We start from the raw sequence: 22220 nt of genomic DNA, 5'->3' as shown, positions 1-22220 counted from the left end.
TGTGTACCAATGATTTGCCGCTATTTGGGTCTACAAATGTCGTGGCGGTGGTGGATGTGCGCGTTGGAATTTTGCGCATTTGAGCCGAATTCGAAGCCATTTTTCGGGGTTCGATTTACGTGCTTACTTGCCGATACAGAACCGGCTGAAAATCACGCCGAGCAGGTCGTCCGAGCTGAATTCACCGGTGATGGAATTCAATTGATCCTGCGCCAGGCGCAGTTCTTCCGCGAAGAGATCCAACGCCTGCGAGTTCTGGTCCGCGTGTGCGGCGGCCGTGGCCAGATGTTCGGCGGCGGCGCGCAGCGCGATCAGATGACGCTCCCGCGCCAGATAAACGCTTTCGGCGCCGGCCTGCCAGCCTGCGATTCTCAGCAGTTCGTCGCGCAGGAGCGCAACGCCGTCGCCCTGCTTCGCGGAGAGGCGCACTTCGCTCAACTCGGCGGTCTCGTCGAGCGTGTTCACCGACGGCGCAAGGCCGGCAAGATCGGTCTTGTTCAGCACACGGACCACCGGCACGCCTCCGGGAAAACGGTGGGCGATCAGTTCGTCTTCGGCCGTCATGCCGGTGCGCGAATCGAGCAGATGCAAGACGACGTCGGCGCGCTCGATCTCACTCCACGTCCGCGCAATGCCGATTTTCTCGACCTCGTCTTCCGTGTCGCGCAGCCCGGCGGTATCGATCACGTGCAGCGGAATGCCTTCGATCTGGATGGTTTGCGCGACCTTGTCGCGCGTGGTGCCGGCGATCGGTGTCACGATGGCCAGTTCCGCGCCCGCCAGCGCATTCAGCAGCGACGATTTCCCGACGTTCGGCTGACCGGCCAGCACGACCGACAAGCCTTCACGCAGCAACGCGCCCTGACGTGCCTCGCTCAGAACGTGGGCCAGACGCTCGCGAATGCGGGCGAGCTTGCCGCGGGCATCCGCCGCCTCGAGAAAGTCGATTTCTTCTTCAGGGAAATCAAGCGTTGCTTCCACCAGCATGCGCAGCGTGATGACGTCTTCGACGAGCGCATGGATGTCGCGCGAGAACGCGCCGTCGAGCGAGCGTCCGGCCGAGCGCGCGGCGGCTTCGGTGCTGGCCTCAATCAGATCGGCGACCGCCTCGGCTTGCGCCAGATCCAGCTTGTCGTTCAGAAACGCGCGACGCGTGAATTCACCCGGTTCGGCCAGACGCAGTCCGAAGGCACGACCGGCGTCGATGCAACGTTGCAGGACGAGTTGCAGCACGACCGGTCCGCCGTGGCCCTGCAACTCGAGCACGTGCTCACCGGTGTAGGAATGCGGCGCCGGAAAATACAGCGCGATACCACGGTCGAGCGCGCTGCCGTTGCTGTCGAGAAACGGCACATAGCTCGCGTGGCGCGGCGCCAGCGTTTGGCCGGTGAGCGCCTGCATCAGCGGTTGCGCCGCCGCTTCGCCCGCGCGGCCGAACGAAATCCGCACGACCCCGATGCCGCCTCGACCGGGAGCGGTGGCTATGGCGACAATCGGATCGGAATCGGTGGCGAGCATGGGAAGGGCGAAGAATACGTAGAGAAGGGCGGCGCGCCGCTGTCGGCACGGCGCGAGGCATTGTAACGCGGGCGTCGATATCGATTCGCGGGCGGGAAGGGCTGGCGGCTCGTATCCGTCCTCGATCGACCCGTCGACAACTCCCAGCTGCGAATTTAAGATTTATCTTAAACAAGCTAGGATGGCAAGCGCGACTCTTAAGAACTGGCTGTGCGGTCTTGAGACAACGGGGCGCGGAAAGCCGCGTCAAATAAGGAAATTTTCAGAAAAAGTGACATCGCCGGCATCCATTGTCCATCACACGATTCAAGCTAAAAGCTATCTTAAATAAGGCAATCATTAGCTTGCGTAGTTGTCAACTGGTGATGCGCTGAATTGCACAATCTGGCGCATGCCAACCGTTAAAGAAAAAAACGCCTTCGCCAAGCGGCTGAGGGATTCATTGGAGCCGCTGAAAATTCGCGGTGGGACGAAACTCGCCGAGCAATTCAATCTCCGGCATCGGGGCGCTCAGCCGGTTTCGCCGCAAACCGCGCACAAGTGGCTCAAGGGTACGACGATTCCGACGCCGGATAAGTTGCAGACGCTGGCTGAGTGGTTGAAGGTGGAAGTGCACTGGTTGCACTACGGGCCCTCGCCGGGTGTGCGTCAGCGGCAGGTGCCGCGCGGCGAGCCTTATCCGCCGTCGCCCGAGACGATCGAGCTGGCTTCGAAGATCGCTTCGCTCACGCCGAAAGACCGCAATCTCGTGGAAGAAATGATCGACCGTTTCTACGGCGAAGACGACGAGGAATAAGCGTTACGTGAAGCAAATAAAAAAGCCGCCCGGTTTGCACCGGGCGGCTTTTTTTGCGGCTTGTCTGTATCGACCGTTGCCGTCTGACGGACGAATCGCGGTGGATTGTCCGTCGATGGCAAATCGGCGTCAGGCTGCCTTGGTTTTCGACTGCCCCATCATGCGCGTGATGTAGTACTGCTGGGCGATCGAGAGCACGTTATTCACGACGTAGTACAGCACCAGACCGGCCGGGAAGAAGAAGAACATGACCGAGAATGCGATCGGCATGAACATCATCATCTTTGCCTGAACCGGGTCCGGCGGCGTCGGGTTCAGCTTGGTCTGCAGGAACATCGAGACGGCCATCAACACCGGCAGGATGAAGAACGGATCCTGTTGCGACAGATCGTGAATCCAGAGAATCCACGGTGCGCCACGCATTTCAACCGACGACAGCAGCACCCAGTACAGCGAGATGAACACCGGAATCTGAATCACGACCGGCAGACAGCCGCCGAACGGATTGACCTTCTCGGTCTTGTACAACTCCATCAGCGCGGCATTCATCTTCTGCGGATCGCCCTTGAAGCGTTCGCGCAGCGCCTGCATACGCGGCGTGATCGCCTTCATGCGCGCCATCGACTTGTAGCTCGCCGCCGACAGCGGGAAGAACACGGCCTTGATGAGCAGCGTAAGCAGCACGATCGACCAGCCCCAGTTGCCGACATAGCTGTGGATCTTTTCGAGCAGCCAGAACAGCGGCTTCGCGATGATCGTCACCCAGCCGTAGTCTTTCACGAGTTCCAGGCCCGGCGCGATGCCTTCGAGCATGCGCTCTTCTTCCGGACCGGCGAACAGGCGTGCCGACACGTCGACCGTCTGACCCGGTGCGATAGCGGCCACCGGTTGCTTCACGCCGACGCGATACAGCGTCGGGTCGATCTTCTCGACGTAGATGTCACGCTTGGCGCCTTGCTGCGGAATCCACGCCGACGCGAAATAGTGCTGCACCATCGCGATCCAGCCGTTGTCGGCCGAATTGACGAAGTCTTCCTTGTTCTTGTCGATGTCGCTGAACGTCATCTTCTGGAAGTGGTGCTGCTCCGTGTAGACAGCCGGTCCGATGAACGTGTGCGAGAAGCGCGGCGTTTCCACCGGCTGGTCGTCGCGCACCAGTTCCATATAGACCGACGGGCTCACGGGTGCCGTGCCGACGTTCTGGATCTTCGTGTCCACGCCGATCACATAGCTGCCGCGCGTGAACGTGTAGGTCTTGATGACCTTCAGCCCACCCTTGACCGGCGATTCGAAGCTGATCTGGAATGACTTTTCGTCACCCGTCAGATCGTGCGGCTGGTTCGGCAGCGGCGTGAAGATGTCGTTGTGGTTCGGGAAATCGCCGCCGAGCAGACCCGTGCGCGCCAGATACGTATGGTTCGCGGTGCGGTCGAACAGCGTGATGACCAGGTCAGGCTGCTTGCCGTCGCCCTGCTTGACGAGCGACAGCTTCGACAGCGTGCCGCCGCGAGTGTCGATCTCGCCGCTATAGACGTCGGTGCTGAACTTGATCAGTTGCGATTGCGCTGCCGCTGGCGCATTGCCCGGTGCTGCTGCGTTGGTGGCCGGCAAATCGGCGGGCTGGGTTCCCGGCGTCGTGGTTCCCGGTGCGGCGCTGCCGACGGTCTTGGTCGGCGTGGCGCTCGGGAAGAACATCGACGGGCGTCCGTGGTCGCGTTGCCAGTTGTCGAACAGCATGACCGCTGACATGAAAAAGATGACCCATAGGACGGTGCGTTTGATATCCATGCGTTGTCTCAGTGTCGATGGAACGGCGCGTCAGCGCTTTTCAGAAGTGGGAGGCGGGACGAGATCGATGCCGCCCGCGGAAAACGGGTGGCAGCGGCAAATACGCCTGGCGGCGAGATAAGTCCCGCGCGCGGCGCCATGATACTGGATTGCTTCGCGCGCGTAATCAGAGCAGGAAGGGTAAAAACGGCACCGGTTGCCGAGCATGGGGCTGACGGCAACCTTGTAGAAACGCAATAAAGCGAAGAGTACCGTTTGCATGGCTGAAGCGGCCGGACGGCGCCGCGCAACGTGGAGTACCGGGTGAGGCCCGTGCAGCGGAGCTGCCGAAGCTGCTCCGGCAAGCCGGACAACTGCGAAGCGGGCGCTCACTTGAGCGTCATTCCGTCTTGGGCGCTTCCGCGGGCGGCGCCTCGCGACGGACAATTTCGCGCGCTGCCTTATCGAGCAGCGCCTCTATCTCGCTGCGGCACAGCGCCCTCAACGGGGGCGACGACGCGCTCGGCAAAGCTTTCTTGTCGAAGCGCGTGTGCAGACGCAGCAGCACATCCCAACCGCCGAATTCCGCGCGACGCAACCGGAAGGCTTCGCGCGCAATGCGGCGTACCAGATTACGCGTGGCCGCACGCGGCGCATATTTCTTGCCGATTACGAGGCCGAGGCGTGCGTCGTTGCCGGTGGGCCGGCCGTACACGACGAAGTGCGCAGTACGGCGCCACGGGCGCAAACGAAAAACGGATGAAAATTCATCCGTTTTCAGTAGCCTTGCGGCTTTGGGGAAGGCGGCTTGCGCTCGCAACGGAACCGAGCCCTGTTGCGGCGCCCCAACCGTTCCCGCGTTACCGCAGGTCTCGTCCGGCATAAAGGGAGCGCGCAATCCGCTCGCCTGCCTTAGATGGCGAGGCGCTTGCGGCCCTTCGCGCGACGTGCGTTGATGACCTTGCGGCCACCTGCGGTCTTCATGCGAACGCGGAAGCCGTGGGTACGCTTGCGACGGGTAACGGAAGGTTGGTAAGTACGTTTCATGTTGCTCTCACTTGATCGAAAAATAACCGCGCGATCATCGCTGAAAGCGCAATGGCCGGTGGTTTACTGAATTGGTTTTCGCGGAACCCGCTATTTAAACCCGTTTTCCGTTGGCCGTCAATAGTTTAGCCTGGTTCGGCCTTGCTCCAGGAAGACTTCGCCGGATGATCCGTCCCTGTGGATAACTCCCTTTCGGCTCCGTTTTGGCGTTAGAATCTCGCCTTACTTCCCAAAAATCCTGCACGCCGCTCCGGCTCGCTTGCGCCCGCAAACCCTTGTGGCACAAGCGCCTGGAGCGCTTACGCCTGGTTTGGCCGACTGCTCAGGGCCTTGTTGCGGCTGCGCGACAGGGGCAGCGGCGAACCTCCGTGCACATCATAACGACAGCAACTCGATGAACGATTTCTGGCAACACTGTTCCGCATTGCTGGAGCGCGAGCTGACGCCCCAGCAGTACGTGACGTGGATCAAACCGTTGGCCCCGGTCGCCTTCGACGCCGATGCGAACACGCTTAGCATCGCCGCGCCGAACCGCTTCAAGCTCGACTGGGTCAAGAGCCAGTTCTCCGGCCGCATTGCCGATATGGCCCGCGATTTCTGGCAGGCGCCGGTCGATGTCCAATTCGTGCTCGACCCGAAAGCAGGCATGCGCGCTCCCGTAGCAGCAGCGCCGGCGCCGGCTCGCCCGGCTTCCTCGCCTGCCGGCAACGGTGGCTATTCGTCTGCCTCGAATGGCGGCTCGGCCGCGGTGGACGCCGCCGTCGGTGCAGTCCAGGCGTCGCAGGCCGCGCGTTCCAACGGCGCGAACAGCGCCATGGCTAACCTCAACGCGAATGCGCGCGCAGCTGCCGAACAGAACGCCAACGCGCGGGCATCGGCTGATGACGCCGCCGACCTCGATCTTCCCAGCCTCGACGCCAACGAAGCCGCGGCCGCTCGCCGCACGTGGCGTCCGGGCCAGAGCGCGGGCTCGAACGGCAATGGCGAAAACGACTCGATGTACGAGCGTTCCAAGCTCAATCCGGTCCTGACCTTCGACAACTTCGTGACCGGTAAGGCCAACCAACTGGCGCGCGCTGCGGCAATTCAGGTCGCGGACAATCCCGGCATCTCGTACAACCCGCTGTTCCTGTATGGCGGCGTCGGTCTGGGCAAGACTCACCTGATCCACGCCATCGGCAACCAGCTTCTGATGGACAAGGCCGGCGCGCGGATTCGCTACATCCACGCGGAACAATATGTATCCGACGTGGTGAAGGCGTACCAGCGCAAGGCGTTCGACGACTTCAAGCGCTACTACCACTCGCTCGACCTGCTGCTGATCGACGATATTCAGTTCTTTTCCGGCAAATCGCGTACGCAGGAAGAATTCTTCTACGCGTTCGAGGCGCTGGTGGCCAACAAGGCGCAGGTGATCATCACCAGCGACACGTATCCGAAGGAAATTTCGGGTATCGACGACCGCCTGATCTCGCGCTTCGACTCCGGCCTCACCGTGGCCATCGAGCCGCCGGAGCTGGAGATGCGCGTGGCCATTCTGATGCGCAAGGCGCAATCGGAGTTCGTCAGTCTGAACGAAGACGTCGCGTTTTTCGTCGCGAAACATTTGCGTTCGAACGTGCGCGAACTCGAAGGCGCGCTGCGCAAGATCCTCGCGTACTCGAAGTTCCATGGCCGTGAAATTTCGATCGAACTGACGAAAGAAGCGCTGAAAGACCTGTTGACGGTACAAAACCGGCAGATTTCGGTGGAAAACATCCAGAAGACCGTGGCTGATTTCTACAGTATCAAGGTCGCGGACATGTATTCGAAGAAGCGTCCGGCGAACATCGCGCGTCCGCGGCAGATCGCCATGTATCTGGCGAAAGAGCTGACGCAGAAAAGTTTGCCGGAAATCGGCGAATTGTTCGGCGGCCGCGACCACACTACGGTTCTGCACGCGGTTCGCAAGATTGCCGACGAGCGCAGTAAAGACGCCCAACTGAACCACGAACTGCACGTTCTGGAGCAAACGCTCAAGGGTTGAGCAGCCTGGGATGAAAAAACGACCTGTTTATTTCGGAACTCGCCCCCAATTTAGTGGGGCGCTCCCGTTTTCAGGCACAATACAGGTTTAACCGCCCGGCGGCCGCGGGCGGAATTCACGCCGTGACAGGCGCTGCGTAGCGCCGGCGGGGAGTCGCGGCTGCGCGCGGGAAAGCCGTCTGGCAAGGCGCGCAGGCCGTCTTATCAACGAAGGAACTCTATGCAACTGGTCAAGACCGAACGCGATAACCTCCTCAGGCCGCTGCAAACCGTGAGCGGCATCGTCGAACGCCGCCATACGTTGCCGATCCTCGCCAATTTGCTGATTACCAAGAACGGCCCGGACGTGTCGTTCCTGTCGACCGACCTCGAGTTGCAGATCACCACGCGTGCCGATTTCGGCGTGGGCGGCGATTCGGTCGCGACCACGGTAGCAGCAAGAAAGCTCCTCGACATCCTGCGTGCCATGCCCGACGGGCAAGTTACGCTCACGCTGAACGACAAGCGTCTGACCGTGCAATCCGGCAAAAGCCGCTTTGCCCTGCAAACGCTGGCGGCCGACGAGTTCCCGACTGTCGCTCAAGCTAAAGACTTCGGCGCGAACCTGGTGGTTCCCCAGAAAACGTTCCGCCAGTTGCTCGGCATGGTCCATTTTTCGATGGCCCAGCAAGACATTCGCTACTACCTGAACGGCATGCTGCTGGTGGTAGATGGCGACCAGCTGATGGCAGTCGCGACCGACGGCCACCGTCTGGCGTTCTCGTCCATGAAGATCGAGGGCTCGTTCCCGCGCCAGGAAGTCATCATTCCGCGCAAGACGATTCTCGAACTGCAGCGTCTGCTGGAAGACATCGACGACACGCTGAAGATCGACATCGCGCCCACGCAGGTGAAATTCACGTTCGGCCAGGTCGAACTCGTGTCGAAGCTGGTGGAAGGCAAATTCCCCGACTTCCAGCGTGTGATTCCGAAGTCGCACAAGAATCAGTTCGTGATCGGCCGTGAAGAACTGCAGCGTTCGTTGCAACGCGCCGCAATTCTGACGTCGGACAAATTCAAGGGCGTGCGCTGCATCATCGAGCCGGGCCAGTTGAAGATCATGTCGACCAACGCCGATCAGGAAGAGGCGCAGGAAGAACTGGAAATCGCGTACGACGGCGACAGCGTCGATATCGGGTTCAACGTCACGTATCTGCTCGACGTGCTCGCGAACCTGAAGGTCGACACGTTGCAAGTGAGCCTGGGCGACGCCAGCTCCAGCGCGTTGATCACGATTCCCGAGAACGACGAATTCAAATACGTCGTGATGCCGATGCGCATCTAACGCGTCCAAAATCCAGAACACACCAAGGGGCGCAGCGCCCCTTTGGCGTTTTTATGGTGTTTTGAAAAGTCCCGAGCAGCAACCTTGCAGCAACGCAGAACCGGAAAAAATCCATGACTGAAACGAACAATTCGCAACCCGACAACAGCTACGGCGCATCCTCGATTCAGATCCTCGAAGGTCTGGAGGCGGTGCGCAAGCGGCCCGGGATGTACATCGGGGATACATCGGACGGGACCGGTCTGCACCACCTCGTATTCGAAGTGCTGGACAACTCCATCGACGAAGCGTTGGCGGGGCATTGCAACGACATCCAGGTGATCATTCACGCGGACAACTCGATTTCCATCACCGACAACGGCCGCGGCGTGCCGACCGGTCTGAAGATGGACGACAAGCACGACCCGAAGCGCAGCGCCGCTGAAATCGTGATGACCGAGTTGCACGCCGGCGGCAAGTTCGACCAGAACAGCTACAAGGTGTCCGGCGGCCTGCACGGCGTGGGCGTGTCGTGCGTGAACGCGTTGTCGGCGTGGCTGCGTTTGACTATCCGTCGCGACGGCAAGAAGCACTTCATGGAATTCCACCGTGGCGTGCCGCAAAACCGCATCATCGAAGAAATCGACGGTGTGGCCGTTTCGCCGATCCAGATCACCGGCGACACCGAAAACCGCGGCACCGAAGTGCACTTCCTCGCCGACGAAACCATCTTCGGCAACATCGAATATCACTACGACATTCTGGCCAAGCGCATTCGCGAACTGTCGTTCCTGAATAACGGCGTGCGAATCCGCCTGCTCGACCAGCGCACCGGCAAGGAAGAGGATTTCGCTTTCGTGGGCGGCGTGAAGGGTTTCGTTGAGTACATCAACAAGAACAAGTCCGTGCTGCACCCGAACATTTTCCACATCAGCGGCGAGAAAGACGGCGTAGGCGTGGAAGTGGCCATGCAGTGGAACGACAGCTACAACGAAAACGTGCTGTGCTTCACGAACAACATTCCGCAGCGCGACGGCGGCACTCACCTGACCGGCCTGCGCGCGGCCATGACGCGTGTGCTGAACAAGTACATCAACGATCACGAAGTCGCGAAGAAAGCGAAGGTCGAGACGTCGGGCGACGACATGCGCGAAGGACTTTCGTGCGTGCTGTCGGTGAAGGTGCCGGAGCCGAAGTTCAGCGCGCAGACCAAGGACAAGCTGGTGTCGTCGGAAGTGCGCGCGCCGGTCGAAGACGTCGTTGCGAAGGCGCTCGAAGAATTCCTGCTCGAAACGCCGAACGACGCCAAGATCATTTGCAGCAAGATTGTCGACGCGGCACGTGCGCGCGATGCAGCGCGCAAGGCGCGCGAAATGACGCGCCGCAAAGGCGTGCTCGACGGCGTCGGTTTGCCTGGCAAGCTGGCGGATTGCCAGGAAAAAGATCCGGCGAAGTCCGAAATTTATATCGTCGAGGGCGACTCGGCAGGCGGCTCGGCGAAGCAGGGGCGTGACCGTAAGTTTCAGGCGATCCTGCCGCTGCGCGGCAAGGTGCTCAATGTTGAGAAAGCGCGCTACGACAAGCTGCTTTCCTCCGAGCAGATCGTCACGCTGATTACCGCGCTGGGTTGCGGCATCGGCAAGGAAGACTACAACCTCGACAAGCTGCGTTATCACCGCATCATCATCATGACCGATGCTGACGTGGACGGCGCGCACATTCGCACGCTGCTGCTGACGTTCTTCTATCGTCAGATGCCGGAGATGATCGAGCGCGGCTATATCTACATCGCGCAACCGCCGCTGTTCAAGATCAAGGCGGGTAAGGACGAGCGGTATTTGAAGGACGAGGCCGAAGTCAACGCGCACATCCTGAAGCTGGCGTTGCAGGGTTCGGAACTCGTGGCGGCCGAAGGTGCTACGCCGATCACCGGCGACGCGCTCGGCGAATTGGCGCGCGCTTACTTGCTGGCGCAGGCCGTGGTCAATCGCCTGAGCCGCTTGTACGACGCGGGCGCGCTCGAGGCAATAATGGATGGCATCGCTGTCGATCTGTCCAGCGAAGAAGCGGCGGACGCATCCGCTGTGGCTCTGGAAGCGAAGCTGCGCGACGACCCGCTGAAGCCTGAAGTCAAGGTCACGACAATGTACGACCCGGTGCGTGAGTTGCGCTCGCTGCGCGTCGCGCGCACGCATCACGGCAATCAGAAGATTTCCGTGCTGGATCAGGATTTCCAGCTGACCGCCGATTATCAGCAGCTGATCAATACCGCGAATACCTTCAAGGGTTTGATTGGGATTGGCGCTGTCATCAAACGTGGCGAGCGCAGCATGGCTGTGACCGACTTCAAGTCGGCGATGAAATGGTTGCTGGCGGATGCCGAGCGCAACGTCTCCAAGCAGCGCTATAAGGGTCTCGGTGAGATGAACCCCGGCCAGTTGTGGGAAACCACGATGGACCCGACGGTGCGTCGCTTGCTGCGCGTGCAGATCGAGGATGCGATTGCGGCTGACGGTATTTTCACCACGCTCATGGGCGATGATGTGGAGCCGCGGCGCGCGTTTATCGAGTCGAATGCGTTGCGGGCGGGGAATATTGATGTTTGAGGTGGGTTGCAAATAAACCCCTGACCTGAAAATCCGGGACCCATAAGTTGAGAAACTTATGGGTCTTTTTCTTGATAGTCCGAGTCTTGCTCTCTGATCGAAGAAGTTGGCAGCGGCTGCAAAACCAGGCAACTATCATCAATATGACAGACGGCGCGGCGGCGTATCGCCTCGACAGAAGTCAGTGGCGCCAGGAAGTCGGCGGTAGACAAACAGGCAACGCAACGCAAGAAGCGCTACGTCACCTGTTCATCATGTGCCTTCAAGTACGTCGAGCAAAAAAGCGTCGAGCATCGCCACTTCGCCCCATGGGCGCTTGTATTCGCGTTCAAGTTCGGCGTCGGCGAGCATCGATTCGATCAACGCGTGAATCGCCGGTCGACGTGGCCCGTAGTCGCTTTCGTTCGCGCGCATCTTGAGCGCAAGCAGGTCATCGATCTCAGTTAGTATCGTCGAGTCATGCACGGTGCCGGCGACAAGATCGGCAAACCGCATCGGCGGCATCCCGAGTCCCATGTCGACCCACCTCGCAGCGAGCAGCGGTCGCAATACATACAGATATTTCTTGAAGCGAACCGTATCGCCCTGTAGATATCCGCGAAAGTTCTTCTTCGCCATCGACAGATAGTGATGCCGTCCGCGCATCGGCGAAAAAAACGCCGATGCAAGCGACTTCAGCCTCGGCGCCCAGCGCATGTCCTCGCGATAGACGATTGGCGAGTCGAGCCATTCGAGCAGCGTTGGATTCGAGCGATGCAACAGTTGCAACGCCTTTCGTAATTCCCAACCGCTGACGTCGAGTACGTCGTCGAGTGGCCTTTCGATCACGTCTCGCTGCGGCTCGACGCGCAAGTACCAGTCACGGCGGTGCGCATAAACGAAGCGCACATCGTAGTCGCTGTCCGGCGACGCAAAACCCCAGCCGCGGCTACCCGACTCACACGCAAATAACACGGTCACATCGTGACGGCTTTCGATATCCGCGAGTTCGGCCAGCACGCGCGCACGAACAGTTTCGGCGACTGGGTGCTCGCTGCGCACCATTTTTAGTTCTTCTTTCCTATTCATCACGTTTCCTTTGATTATGCGGCGCCAGCCGGGCCTCCATCGCCGACCGCGCTATTCCTGCCGCGTTATCCCTTTACGCAAACGACCTGACGAAGTGTATGGACAACTTCAACGAGACTGCTCTGCGCTGCCATTACCGTATCGATGTCCTTGTAGGCCATCGGAATTTCGTCGACAACGCCGGCGTCCTTCCGGCATTCCACGCCCTCCGTCGCCCTAACCTGATCAGCAACGGTGAAGCGGCGCTTAGCTTCCGTCCTGCTCATGGTCCGGCCTGCACCGTGGCTGCATGAGCAGAAACTCTCCGGATTGCCGAGCCCACGCACAATGAAGCTTTTCGCACCCATCGAACCCGGAATGATGCCGAGTTGTCCTTTCTGCGCAGAGACGGCTCCCTTGCGCGTGACGAGCACGTCTTCGCCGTAGTGACGTTCCTGTTGCACATAGTTGTGGTGGCAATTCACGGCGTGTTCGTCCACGCTGAACGGCTTGCCAATCACACTTCGCGTCGCGCCGATCACCGCGTCCATCATCGCTAGCCGGTTGCGTCGCGCGAAATCCTGCGCCCAGCCGACGGCTTCGATGTAATCGTCGAAATGCTGGCTGCCCTCGGTGAAATACGCCAGGTTGCGATCCGGCAGATTGGCGATGTGCTGACGCATATCGTTCTGCGCGAGTTCGATGAACAGATTGCCGATCGCATTGCCGACGCCACGCGAACCGCTGTGCAACATGAACCACACGCTAGCGCTTTCGTCGAGACACACTTCGATGAAATGGTTGCCCGTGCCGAGTGTCCCGAGATGCGCATAGTGGTTCGTTTTCTCGAGCTTCGGGTACTTGTCGACGATGCGCCGGAATCCTGGCTGCAGCGTGCTCCACATTTCATCGACCGCAGCCGGCGCGCGGTTGCCCCACGCACCCGGATCGCGTCGTCCCGGTGCGCGACCATGCGGCACCGCGCGTTCGATTGCGCTGCGCAACCCGGCGAGCGAGTCCGGCAAATCCGATGCTGTCAACGTCGTGCGTGCGGCCATCATTCCGCACCCGATGTCGACGCCGACCGCGGCCGGAATGATTGCGCCTTTCGTCGGAATCACGCTGCCAATCGTCGAGCCCTTGCCGAGATGCACATCCGGCATTACCGCAAGGTGTCGGAAAACGAATGGCATCTGCGCAGTGTTGCGCAACTGGGCGCGCGCTTCTTCTTCGACGGCGACGCCGTTCGTCCACATCTTCACCGGCTTGCCATTCGCAAGCTCCATTACCTGATAGTCCAGTTCACTCATTTCACTATCCAATCTGTTTCTGTTTGGCGGCGCGCGCCAACGCGCTGCGCCGACTTTTTCCGTGCGTGCAGTCGCACTGCACGGCTATACCTCACACGTTTGCGCAGGCCGTCCCTTTCCTGGCCGATCGCACTGACCCGCGACTAGGCCGACGTGCGACAGAGTTTTCAGTCCGCGCCGTCGGGTATCGCGATGAACGGGTTGGGCGGGCGCAGCGGCTGGCCTTGCATCTCGGCTCGCGGAGCAGCGGGATGTCCGGCTGAGCATATTTAGCGAAGACTGTGCCAAGAAGGCATCCGACAATCTGCGATGTTTCTTAAATTGATGAAATCAAAGAAATTTCCTTGCGAATAGGCGAAGTTGAACCGCTTTCCGTCAACCGCTCAGACGGCGATTTTCTATACAATGGAATCAATCTTTATCTAAAAAGATAAACATGCGTAAGACAGTTGCGATCGGCTTTCTCGGCACCGTGCTTGATCAAGGCGGACGCGCGCCGCGCCGCTGGCAGAAATGGCGCCCGACAATTTCGTTGTGCGCTCAGCCAGATTCGCCTATCGACCGGCTCGAGTTGCTGCATTCGCACGACTACGAGCGTCTTGCGACTCGCGTAAAAGACGACCTTGCGCAAATATCGCCGCATACCGATGTCCGGCTTACATCGCTAACGATTCGCGATCCGTGGGATTTCGAAGAGGTCTACGCGACGTTGCACGACTTCGCGCGCGCCTATCCGTTCGATATTGACCAGGAGGATTACCTGATCCATATCACGACAGGCACGCACGTAGCGCAGATCTGCTGGTTCCTGCTCGCCGAAGCGCGCTATCTGCCTGCGCGGCTTGTACAGACGGCGCCGCCTCAACGGACCGATGAAGGTCCGAGCGGTCCTGGCACAGTCTCGGTGATCGATCTCGACCTGTCGCGCTACAACCGGATCGCTCAACGTTTCAGGCGTGAGCGCGACGAAACCGTATCGTTCTTGAAGGCCGGCATCGCAACACGCAATGTCCGCTTCAACGCACTGATCGAGCAACTGGAGCGCGTCGCCGTGCGCTCGCGTGCGCCGATGTTGCTGGTCGGGCCGACCGGCGCGGGCAAATCGTTTCTCGCAAAACGTGTGTACGAACTCAAGCGTGGCCGTCATCGGGTTGCGGGCCCGTTCATCGAAGTCAATTGTGCAACGCTGCGAGGGGACGCCGCCATGTCCACGCTGTTCGGTCACGTGAAGGGGGCGTTTACCGGTGCGCAGACGGCGCGTGCGGGCTTGCTGCGCGCGGCTGACGGCGGCCTGCTTTTTCTCGATGAAATCGGTGAGCTTGGTCTCGACGAACAGGCCATGCTGCTGAAGGCAATCGAGGAAAAGCGATTTTTTCCGGTGGGATCGGACGCCGAAGTGACGAGCGATTTTGAACTGATCGCCGGCACGCACCGCGATTTGCGTCAGATGGTGGCAGCCGGCGCGTTTCGCGAAGATCTCTACGCGCGGATCAATCTCTGGACATATGGATTGCCCGGCCTTGCCGAACGCCGTGAGGACATCGAGCCCAATCTGGAGTTCGAACTCGACCGCTTTGGTCGCGAGCAGGGTGAGCAGGTACGTTTTAACGTCGAAGCAAAGCGGCGATATGTTGGATTTGCGACCTCGCCGCGCGCGGTATGGACAGGCAACTTCCGCGAACTGTCGGCATCGGTTACGCGAATGGCGACGTTGGCAGACGCCGGTCGGATCACCGAGGCAATTGCCGAGGAGGAAGTGGGGCGGCTCGCTCGGACCTGGTCGCCGACGCGTGACGCGAGCGATCTTGTCGACACCGTGCTGGGGTCAGGCGCGAGCGAAATCGATCTGTTCGACCGGGTACAACTCGAGCACGTCCTCGACGTATGCCGCGTCTCGCCGAGCCTGTCGGAAGCCGGCCGCACTCTGTTCGCTGTCTCACGGCAAGGGAAGAAACAGCCGAACGATGCGGATCGCTTGCGCAAGTACCTCGCACGTTTCGGCCTCGAATGGGACGGCGTGCGGCAAACACTCGACACTGCGTATTGAGCGCGGATCTCGCACTCAGCCATGCCGATCACCTGTCTACTGCTTATCGATAGCGCGCCCGCTCGATAAACCCTCATCCCACTCCACCCGATCCAGAATTGCCTTCAGCTTGGCACCTCTTGTTGCATTAAGCATCGCAACGTGCGCGACTCGTCCCGTCAGATGGGCTCGAAAATCCTGACGATTGTCGCGGTTTTGCGAGTGCGGCCCGAATCGCACGCAGTTGGTTAGCGTCGCCTTCAACGCATCGAACGCGGGCCGGGCAACGTTAGGATGCCGGTTGACCACAACGCCGGCGAGATGCTGCCGCGTGCCACGTCGCATCACACGCGTTTTCCTCAGATTGAGCGAAAACCCTTCTTCGATGGCAATCGCCGCGACCTGAATTTCTAACCGCGACGCCATGCGCGCAAGTCCTTCGTTGCCTGAAAAAGCGAGGTCGTCGGCGTAGCGCGTGTAGACCGCCCCCATGGATCGTGCAAGTTCGCCAAGCCGCATGTCGAAACGGAAGGCGCAGAGATTGGCTAACGCCGGTGAAGTGGGCGCACCCTGCGGCAAATGTCGAGCTCGATAACGCCGCCGTTCCTGCCAATCCATTCTGTCGCGAACGTCGGCTAGCAAAAGTTCGCTGCTGGGTACGCGGTTGGTACACAGTGCGGTAAGCGAACGCGCAATCTTCTCCGGATATCCGAGAGCATCAAACGTGGAGTAAACGCGCCCCGCATGGATGGAAGCAAAAAAATCTTCGAGATCGAAGCGAACCACGATCGCTTTACCCACGTGAGGTGCGGCAAACGTCACGATGTTTCGGCCGCACCGAAAACCGTGCGCTGCTTCGTGAGTGGGAATCCGGTCGAGCAGACCGTGCAGTACTTTCCGCTGTAACGCGCGCAATCGTGACTTCGGAATTTCGATGATGCGGCGACGGCCGTCGCGTTTCTCGACGGTTTTGTAGGAATAGTGATGCAGCGGCGTCGTCGCTGCGCACGCGTTGACACGCCACTGGTCGGCAAACCAGTCGAGTTCCTGCGGTTCGACTTCGAGCCACGTTGCCAGATCGACGGACGTGACCAGTTGCGGCAAGGTTACGCCGGCTAACCACGCGGGCGCCGCGCGTTGCTGCGGAGCGCGGCGCAATACGCGTACCACTTTGGGACGGTTTTCGCTTATCCACCTTGCGTAGAACGCAGGCGCATCGGCAATCACGTATGCCAGTTTTTTACGGTCGACGGTGTCCCATTGCCTCGCGAACCGTTTCGCAATCATGCGCACAACGCGGTCCATCCAATCGGCGGGCTCGCCGAGTACCTGCGTCGTCCGCTCGATCATCGAAGCGGGTTCTGGCGGCCCGGCCAGCATGCCGTCGGCGATTGCACAGGTAACGAGTTGCAGGGCAGATAGGGACATAAAGCAGGAAGAGGGCGGGAAGGCCAGTCAACGCGTCTGGTGCTGCGTGAGCGCCTCTTGCGCGAAGCGAAAGATAAGGCTCATGCGACGAAGTGCAAAGATCAATCGTATCCACGGGGTAACCCCGTAGTGCCCGGAACGTCATACTTCCCATACCGAGGCAAGCTTGACCGGCCGTCCCGCGAAGCGAAGATAAGCGAGCGGCTAGAGCCTTGTCAATGCCTTGGTACTACGAACTAATTTGCGATAAGCATCTCGCTTATAACAATCACGCGCGTCCCCCAACTTATCCACACCCCCCTCTGGACAACTCCTGTAAAACCCACCTCACTCCATGTGAACGAAACCTTGATAAATCCATCAAGGAGCCAGGTCGCACAAAAGTTGTCCCTGGCTCCTTGAGTCTTCCCGCGTAATCAACGCACGGTTATCGGATCCGCAGCCTCTTGATACGTAAACGAAGTTCGGGGTTATCCACAGTTAACAGCGATGCTTGTTAATTATTACTACGTATACATATACAAAGACTATAAAAACCAGAAAGGCAGCCACCAGGCGCGCAGCGTAAACATGCAACGGCATACCCCACCGTCACCGCATCAAACGAGCGGCAAGCAGATTTCCGTGAGCAGTTCGGCAGGCGGCGTGTCTTTCGGGGTATTCAGATATTCCTCGAAGGCCGGTGCATCCGCTGCTTCGCGGCCCGACTGCACGAGCCATGTGCCGTACAACCACTCGTACGCCGCGCGCATGTCGCTGTAGGGTCCCTTGTGACGCAGCACCGCGTATTCGCCGCCGCGCACGTGCGCGAGCGAAACGGGCGGCGTCATCGTGACCGACGCCTGGACGGGATGCGGCAACAGCACACCCGCCTTCGAGCGCAACGCGTCTTCGGCCACCACGCCGGGATCGTCGTAGTAAACGGCGATCATGCGCATCTGCGCCGCCAGCAGATTGTGCTTCGCCAGCCAGCCGAACAGACTGTCGAAGGCTTTGCCGATCTGCATATAAGGCCCGACGTGGTCGACCGACAAGATGTCCATCGGCTCCACGTGACGAATCACTACTTCGCGCATAGTCATTTGATCGTCTCCTGAAAGTGCCGGACGAAACCGGCTGTGTGTGCCTCGCGCGCGATATTGCGCCGGCGGTATGCCGAACGACGCGCGGAAGCTCCGAGAGAAAGATTGCAGGCTGCTGTAGCCAGCCCGCCCGGCGATCTCGGCGATCGGCGTCGAACTGTTGGCGAGTTGACCGGCCGCGCGATGCAAACGCAGACGCCGCACGGTCGTGGCGACGGCTTCGCCGTACATCGCCTGATAAATGCGATGCCAGTGATACGGCGACAAACAGGCGATGGCCGCCAGTCGCTCGATATCGAGCGGCTCGTCGAGGTGGTCGTAAATATGATCGAGCACGCGTGCTAGTCGTGTCGCGTAGCGTGCCCGGTTGCCTGATTGGTTCATAAGCCTGTCGACGGAAAATTTGCCAGTCACGAACAACGCAGATGCAGACAAAAGTACCACGTCCTGATTTACCAAATCCTGCTGAATCCCGAGCCCACGCGATCGCACCCGGTCCAACTTTGCCGAATTTCGATAACACCTCGAATATTGGCTCTCTACCATCGGCTGAAGCCTGTCCGCCCGTGCGCCGCAAAGCCTTGCGGCGCCGGGCAAGCGGCAACAACAGGGAGCGCGCGATGAAAACAGAGTCCGGAAGTGGAAAAAGCGGTCGGCAGGCCGGCAAAGTCACGCATCACGAGTTGAAGCAGACGCTCGGCACATGGCAGTTGTGGGGCATCGCGGTCGGCCTGGTCATTTCCGGCGAATATTTTGGCTGGAGCTACGGCTGGGCCAGCGCCGGCACGCTCGGCTTCGTATTCACGGCGATTTTTATCGCCGCGATGTATACCACCTTCATCTTCAGTTTCACCGAATTGACGACGTCGATTCCTCACGCCGGCGGCCCGTTCGCCTACGCGCGCCACGCATTCGGTCCGACGGGCGGCTATCTGGCGGGCGCAGCCACGCTGGTCGAATTCGTGTTTGCGCCGCCGGCCATCGCGCTGGCGATCGGCGCGTATCTGCACGTGCAGTTTCCCGGTCTGGAGCCGAAGCATGCGGCCATGGGCGCGTATCTGGTCTTCATGGCGCTGAACATCGTCGGCGTGCAGATCGCGGCGGCGTTCGAACTGTGCGTGACGTTGCTCGCGATCTTCGAACTGCTGGTGTTCATGGGCGTCGTGTCGCCGGGCTTCGAATGGTCCAACTTCACAAAGGGCGGCTGGTCGGGCGCGGACACCTTCAGCATGGGCTCGTTTCACGGCATGTTCGCGGCGATTCCGTTCGCGATCTGGTTCTTTCTCGCGATCGAAGGCGTCGCGATGGCCGCCGAAGAAGCGAAAAACCCGAAGCGCTCGATTCCGATCGCCTACGTGGCGGGCATCCTGACACTAGTGGTGCTCGCCATTGGCGTCATGGTGTTTGCCGGTGCGGCGGGCGACTGGACCAAGCTCTCGAACATCAACGACCCGCTGCCGCAGGCGATGAAATTCATCGTCGGCGAACATAGCGGCTGGATGCATATGCTCGTGTGGCTGGGTCTGTTCGGCCTGGTCGCCTCGTTTCACGGCATCATCCTCGGCTATTCGCGGCAGATCTTCGCGCTGGCCCGCGCGGGTTACCTGCCGGAGTGGCTGTCCAAGGTGCATCCGCGCTTCAAGACTCCACATCGGGCGATCATCGCGGGCGGCGTGGTCGGCATCGCCGCCATCTATAGCGACGAGTTGATCCAGTTCGGCGGACAGACGCTTACCGCCAACATCGTGACGATGTCGGTGTTTGGCGCTATCGTGATGTATATCATCAGCATGTTGGCGCTATTCAAGCTGCGTCGCGCCGAGCCGAACATGGAGCGCCCGTTCCGCGCGCCGTTGTTTCCGCTGTTTCCGGCGTTCGCGTTGGTGGCCGCACTCATTTGCCTCGCGACCATGGTTTACTTCAACTTTCTGGTGGCGATCGTGTTCGCGATTTTCCTCGCGCTGGGTTACGTCTACTTTTTGCTGACGCGCCACCAACGCGACGCGGCGCCGTCGGACGCCCTGCTCGAAGAATGACGGATCGAGCCGCTGCGCGAGCAGCGGCGATGGAGTCGTAAAAATGAGCTACACCGAGACAGTCGGCAATCGCACTTACCGTTTTGCCGATCTGAAAACTCTGCTGGCGAAAGCGAGCCCGCAGCGCTCCGGCGACCAGCTTGCGGGCGTGGCGGCGGCGAGCGAGGAAGAACGCGTGGCTGCGAAGATGGCGCTCGCGCAGGTGCCGCTGCGCACCTTCCTGAACGAAGCGGTGATTCCCTACGAGAGCGACGAAGTCACGCGTCTCGTCATCGACGATCATTCGCCGCAGGCATTCGCCGAGATTTCGCATCTGACGGTCGGCGATTTTCGCAACTGGCTGTTGAGCAGCACGACGGATGCCGACGCGCTCACGCGTATCGCCGCCGGCCTGACGCCGGAAATGGTGGCGGCCGTGTCGAAGCTGATGCGCAACCAGGATCTGATCGCGGCGGCGCGCAAACGTCCGGTGATTACGCGATTCCGCAATACGGTTGGTTTGCCGGGGCGCATGTCGGTGCGGCTGCAACCGAATCATCCGACCGACGACGTCAAAGGCATCGCCGCCTCGATGCTCGACGGCCTGATGTACGGTTGCGGCGACGCGATGATCGGCATCAACCCGGCAAGCGACAACCTCGCTGCGATCACACGGTTGCTGCTGATGATCGACGAATTCCGTCAGCGCTTCCAGGTGCCGACGCAATCGTGCGTGTTGACCCACGTCACCAACACGATTGCCGCGATCGAAAAAGGCGCACCGGTCGACCTCGTGTTCCAGTCGATTGCCGGCACGGAAAAGGCGAACGCGGGCTTCGGTATTTCGCTCGGTCTGTTGCAGGAAGCGTATGAAGCCGGACTGTCGCTCAAGCGCGGCACCGTCGGCAACAACCTGATGTATTTCGAAACCGGCCAGGGCAGCGCGCTTTCGGCCGATGCGCATTTCGGCGTCGATCAGCAAACCTGCGAAGTGCGCGCGTACGCGGTCGCGCGCAAGTTCAATCCCTTTCTGGTCAACACGGTAGTCGGTTTCATCGGACCGGAATATCTCTACGACGGCAAACAGATCACGCGCGCCGGTCTCGAAGATCACTTCTGCGGCAAGCTGCTCGGCGTGCCGATGGGATGCGACATCTGCTACACGAATCACGCCGAGGCCGATCAGGACGATATGGACAACCTGCTCACGCTGCTCGGCGTGGCAGGCATCAATTTCATCATGGGCATTCCCGGCGCGGACGACGTGATGCTCAACTATCAAAGCACCTCGTTCCACGACGCGCTCTACGTGCGCGACGTGCTCGGCTTGCGTCGCGCGCCGGAATTCGAAGAGTGGCTGGAGTCGATGCAGATTACCGACTCGCGAGGCGCACTGCTGAGTGCCTCGTCGCAGCAACCCTTGCTGGAAAGCGCGAATGACTGGATGGGCATCGCATGAGCGACTTTCTGGAAAAGAACCCGTGGAACGCGTTGCGGCAATTCACCAACGCGCGCATCGCATTGGGACGCGCCGGCAACAGTTTGCCGACTGCGCCGTTGCTCGCGTTCAACCTGTCGCACGCGCAGGCGCGCGACGCCGTGCATCATCCGCTCGACACCGACGCCTTGCACGAGCAGTTGCGCGCACAGAACCTCGCCACGCTCGACGTCCACAGTGCAGCGCCCGACCGTGAGCATTATTTGCGGCGACCGGATCTCGGGCGTCGTCTGAATGACGAAAGCCGTGAGGCGCTCAAACAACGCGCAGCGGAATCGCCCGAGGTGGTGTTCGTGATTGGCGACGGTCTCTCGGCGTTCGCTGCGTCGAAGCAATCGGTGCCTTTGTTGCAAACCGTATTGCCGCGTTTAACCGACTGGAAGCTTGGGCCCGTGGTGGTCGCCCGTCAGGCGCGCGTTGCGCTGGGCGACGAGATTGGCGAATTGCTGGGTGCAAAGCTGGTGGTGATGCTGATCGGCGAACGTCCGGGATTGAGTTCGCCCGACAGTCTCGGCATCTATCTGACGTACGCGCCGAAAGTGGGTTGCAGCGACGCGCAGCGCAACTGCATTTCAAACGTGCGTCCCGAAGGCCTGAACTACGACGCGGCGGCGCACAAGCTGCATTATCTGCTGACGCATGCACGGCGTTTGGGTCTAACCGGCGTCGGTCTGAAAGACGACAGCGACGCGTTGCTGACCAACGCGTCCCCAACGTCCGCCATTCCCGCCGCTCGCGACGACTCGAACTGA

General features: G+C 60.3%; 17 protein-coding genes. 8 read left to right on the top strand and 9 right to left on the bottom strand.

Annotated elements, in window-relative coordinates; genetic code table 11:
• Window positions 1-123: 123 nt before the first annotated feature.
• A complete protein-coding gene (gene mnmE, locus P3T18_RS10400; RefSeq protein ID WP_429299812.1) occupies window positions 124-1518 on the bottom strand; it encodes a tRNA uridine-5-carboxymethylaminomethyl(34) synthesis GTPase MnmE in 1395 nt (464 codons plus the stop codon).
• 391 nt (window positions 1519-1909) lie between these two features.
• On the opposite strand from mnmE, the gene P3T18_RS10395 reads away from it, so the two are divergent.
• Window positions 1910-2314: an XRE family transcriptional regulator gene (locus P3T18_RS10395; RefSeq protein WP_429299811.1), complete on the top strand. Its 405-nt coding sequence runs from the start codon at window positions 1910-1912 to the stop codon at window positions 2312-2314.
• A gap of 129 nt (window positions 2315-2443) precedes the next feature.
• On the opposite strand, the gene yidC is transcribed toward P3T18_RS10395, so the two are convergent.
• The 4 genes from yidC to rpmH form a co-directional block, all read right to left on the bottom strand.
• Window positions 2444-4102 (bottom strand): membrane protein insertase YidC, encoded by a 1659-nt coding sequence (gene yidC, locus P3T18_RS10390; protein WP_429299810.1) that lies wholly within the window; start codon window positions 4100-4102, stop codon window positions 2444-2446.
• 30 nt (window positions 4103-4132) lie between these two features.
• Window positions 4133-4363 (bottom strand): membrane protein insertion efficiency factor YidD, encoded by a 231-nt coding sequence (yidD, locus tag P3T18_RS10385; protein ID WP_081936011.1) that lies wholly within the window; start codon window positions 4361-4363, stop codon window positions 4133-4135.
• A 118-nt stretch (window positions 4364-4481) separates the two neighbouring features.
• Window positions 4482-4964 (bottom strand): ribonuclease P protein component, encoded by a 483-nt coding sequence (locus P3T18_RS10380; RefSeq protein ID WP_429300087.1) that lies wholly within the window; start codon window positions 4962-4964, stop codon window positions 4482-4484.
• 29 nt (window positions 4965-4993) lie between these two features.
• The gene (gene rpmH / locus P3T18_RS10375) at window positions 4994-5128 is read right to left on the bottom strand and encodes a 50S ribosomal protein L34 (RefSeq protein ID WP_004198824.1); all 135 of its coding nucleotides are present in this window, start codon (window positions 5126-5128) and stop codon (window positions 4994-4996) included.
• Window positions 5129-5522: 394 nt separating this feature from the next.
• Between rpmH and dnaA the strand changes: the two genes are divergently transcribed.
• The 3 genes from dnaA to gyrB all read left to right on the top strand — a co-directional run bounded on the left by dnaA (window position 5523) and on the right by gyrB (window position 11062).
• Window positions 5523-7154 carry a chromosomal replication initiator protein DnaA gene (dnaA, locus tag P3T18_RS10370; protein ID WP_429299809.1) on the top strand — a complete coding sequence of 544 codons (1632 nt, stop codon included), beginning with the start codon at window positions 5523-5525 and terminating at the stop codon, window positions 7152-7154.
• A gap of 219 nt (window positions 7155-7373) precedes the next feature.
• On the top strand, window positions 7374-8477 hold the full coding sequence (gene dnaN / locus P3T18_RS10365; protein WP_429299808.1) for a DNA polymerase III subunit beta: 1104 nt from the start codon (window positions 7374-7376) through the stop codon (window positions 8475-8477).
• A 113-nt stretch (window positions 8478-8590) separates the two neighbouring features.
• Window positions 8591-11062: a DNA topoisomerase (ATP-hydrolyzing) subunit B gene (gene gyrB, locus P3T18_RS10360; RefSeq protein ID WP_429299807.1), complete on the top strand. Its 2472-nt coding sequence runs from the start codon at window positions 8591-8593 to the stop codon at window positions 11060-11062.
• 252 nt (window positions 11063-11314) lie between these two features.
• On the opposite strand, the gene P3T18_RS10355 is transcribed toward gyrB, so the two are convergent.
• Both P3T18_RS10355 and P3T18_RS10350 read right to left on the bottom strand, forming a co-directional pair.
• Window positions 11315-12130, bottom strand: coding sequence for a nucleotidyltransferase domain-containing protein (locus tag P3T18_RS10355; protein WP_429299806.1), 816 nt, complete (start codon window positions 12128-12130; stop codon window positions 11315-11317).
• 65 nt (window positions 12131-12195) lie between these two features.
• Window positions 12196-13419 (bottom strand): RtcB family protein, encoded by a 1224-nt coding sequence (locus tag P3T18_RS10350; protein ID WP_429299805.1) that lies wholly within the window; start codon window positions 13417-13419, stop codon window positions 12196-12198.
• 436 nt (window positions 13420-13855) lie between these two features.
• On the opposite strand from P3T18_RS10350, the gene rtcR reads away from it, so the two are divergent.
• Entirely contained in the window at window positions 13856-15466 is a 1611-nt protein-coding gene (gene rtcR, locus P3T18_RS10345) for an RNA repair transcriptional activator RtcR (RefSeq protein WP_429299804.1), read from the top strand.
• Between the two features lie 36 nt (window positions 15467-15502).
• Here the strand turns inward: rtcR and P3T18_RS10340 are convergent, their stop codons facing one another.
• The gene (locus P3T18_RS10340; RefSeq protein ID WP_429299803.1) at window positions 15503-16873 is read right to left on the bottom strand and encodes a reverse transcriptase family protein; all 1371 of its coding nucleotides are present in this window, start codon (window positions 16871-16873) and stop codon (window positions 15503-15505) included.
• 599 nt (window positions 16874-17472) lie between these two features.
• Window positions 17473-18339: an AraC family transcriptional regulator gene (locus P3T18_RS10335; RefSeq protein WP_429299802.1), complete on the bottom strand. Its 867-nt coding sequence runs from the start codon at window positions 18337-18339 to the stop codon at window positions 17473-17475.
• A 236-nt stretch (window positions 18340-18575) separates the two neighbouring features.
• Here P3T18_RS10335 and eat point away from each other — a divergent pair, with 236 nt between their 5' ends.
• The 3 genes from eat to eutC are packed head-to-tail and all read left to right on the top strand — an operon-like array spanning window position 18576 to window position 22220.
• Window positions 18576-19991 (top strand): ethanolamine permease, encoded by a 1416-nt coding sequence (gene eat, locus P3T18_RS10330; protein WP_429299801.1) that lies wholly within the window; start codon window positions 18576-18578, stop codon window positions 19989-19991.
• A 43-nt stretch (window positions 19992-20034) separates the two neighbouring features.
• Complete coding sequence (locus P3T18_RS10325; RefSeq protein WP_429299800.1) at window positions 20035-21429, top strand: ethanolamine ammonia-lyase subunit EutB; 1395 nt, start codon at window positions 20035-20037, stop codon at window positions 21427-21429.
• On the top strand, window positions 21426-22220 hold the full coding sequence (gene eutC / locus P3T18_RS10320; RefSeq protein ID WP_429299799.1) for an ethanolamine ammonia-lyase subunit EutC: 795 nt from the start codon (window positions 21426-21428) through the stop codon (window positions 22218-22220). The genes P3T18_RS10325 and eutC overlap by 4 nt, the downstream gene beginning before the upstream one ends.

It is taken from the genome of Paraburkholderia sp. GAS199, assembly GCF_050436585.1.
GTDB lineage: Bacteria > Pseudomonadota > Gammaproteobacteria > Burkholderiales > Burkholderiaceae > Paraburkholderia.
This window is presented reverse-complemented; position numbering and strand designations above follow the sequence as displayed.

Coding starts and splice junctions, on each gene's coding strand:
- P3T18_RS10335 (WP_429299802.1), bottom strand. CDS start 18,339: ATGAACCAATCAGGCAACCGGGCACGCTACGCGACACGACTAGCACGC.
- P3T18_RS10325 (WP_429299800.1), top strand. CDS start 20,035: ATGAGCTACACCGAGACAGTCGGCAATCGCACTTACCGTTTTGCCGAT.
- P3T18_RS10395 (WP_429299811.1), top strand. CDS start 1,910: ATGCCAACCGTTAAAGAAAAAAACGCCTTCGCCAAGCGGCTGAGGGAT.
- P3T18_RS10355 (WP_429299806.1), bottom strand. CDS start 12,130: ATGAATAGGAAAGAAGAACTAAAAATGGTGCGCAGCGAGCACCCAGTC.
- dnaN (WP_429299808.1), top strand. CDS start 7,374: ATGCAACTGGTCAAGACCGAACGCGATAACCTCCTCAGGCCGCTGCAA.
- rpmH (WP_004198824.1), bottom strand. CDS start 5,128: ATGAAACGTACTTACCAACCTTCCGTTACCCGTCGCAAGCGTACCCAC.
- yidD (WP_081936011.1), bottom strand. CDS start 4,363: ATGCAAACGGTACTCTTCGCTTTATTGCGTTTCTACAAGGTTGCCGTC.
- P3T18_RS10350 (WP_429299805.1), bottom strand. CDS start 13,419: ATGAGTGAACTGGACTATCAGGTAATGGAGCTTGCGAATGGCAAGCCG.
- mnmE (WP_429299812.1), bottom strand. CDS start 1,518: ATGCTCGCCACCGATTCCGATCCGATTGTCGCCATAGCCACCGCTCCC.
- P3T18_RS10340 (WP_429299803.1), bottom strand. CDS start 16,873: ATGTCCCTATCTGCCCTGCAACTCGTTACCTGTGCAATCGCCGACGGC.
- eat (WP_429299801.1), top strand. CDS start 18,576: ATGAAAACAGAGTCCGGAAGTGGAAAAAGCGGTCGGCAGGCCGGCAAA.
- dnaA (WP_429299809.1), top strand. CDS start 5,523: ATGAACGATTTCTGGCAACACTGTTCCGCATTGCTGGAGCGCGAGCTG.
- P3T18_RS10380 (WP_429300087.1), bottom strand. CDS start 4,964: ATGCCGGACGAGACCTGCGGTAACGCGGGAACGGTTGGGGCGCCGCAA.
- eutC (WP_429299799.1), top strand. CDS start 21,426: ATGAGCGACTTTCTGGAAAAGAACCCGTGGAACGCGTTGCGGCAATTC.
- gyrB (WP_429299807.1), top strand. CDS start 8,591: ATGACTGAAACGAACAATTCGCAACCCGACAACAGCTACGGCGCATCC.
- yidC (WP_429299810.1), bottom strand. CDS start 4,102: ATGGATATCAAACGCACCGTCCTATGGGTCATCTTTTTCATGTCAGCG.
- rtcR (WP_429299804.1), top strand. CDS start 13,856: ATGCGTAAGACAGTTGCGATCGGCTTTCTCGGCACCGTGCTTGATCAA.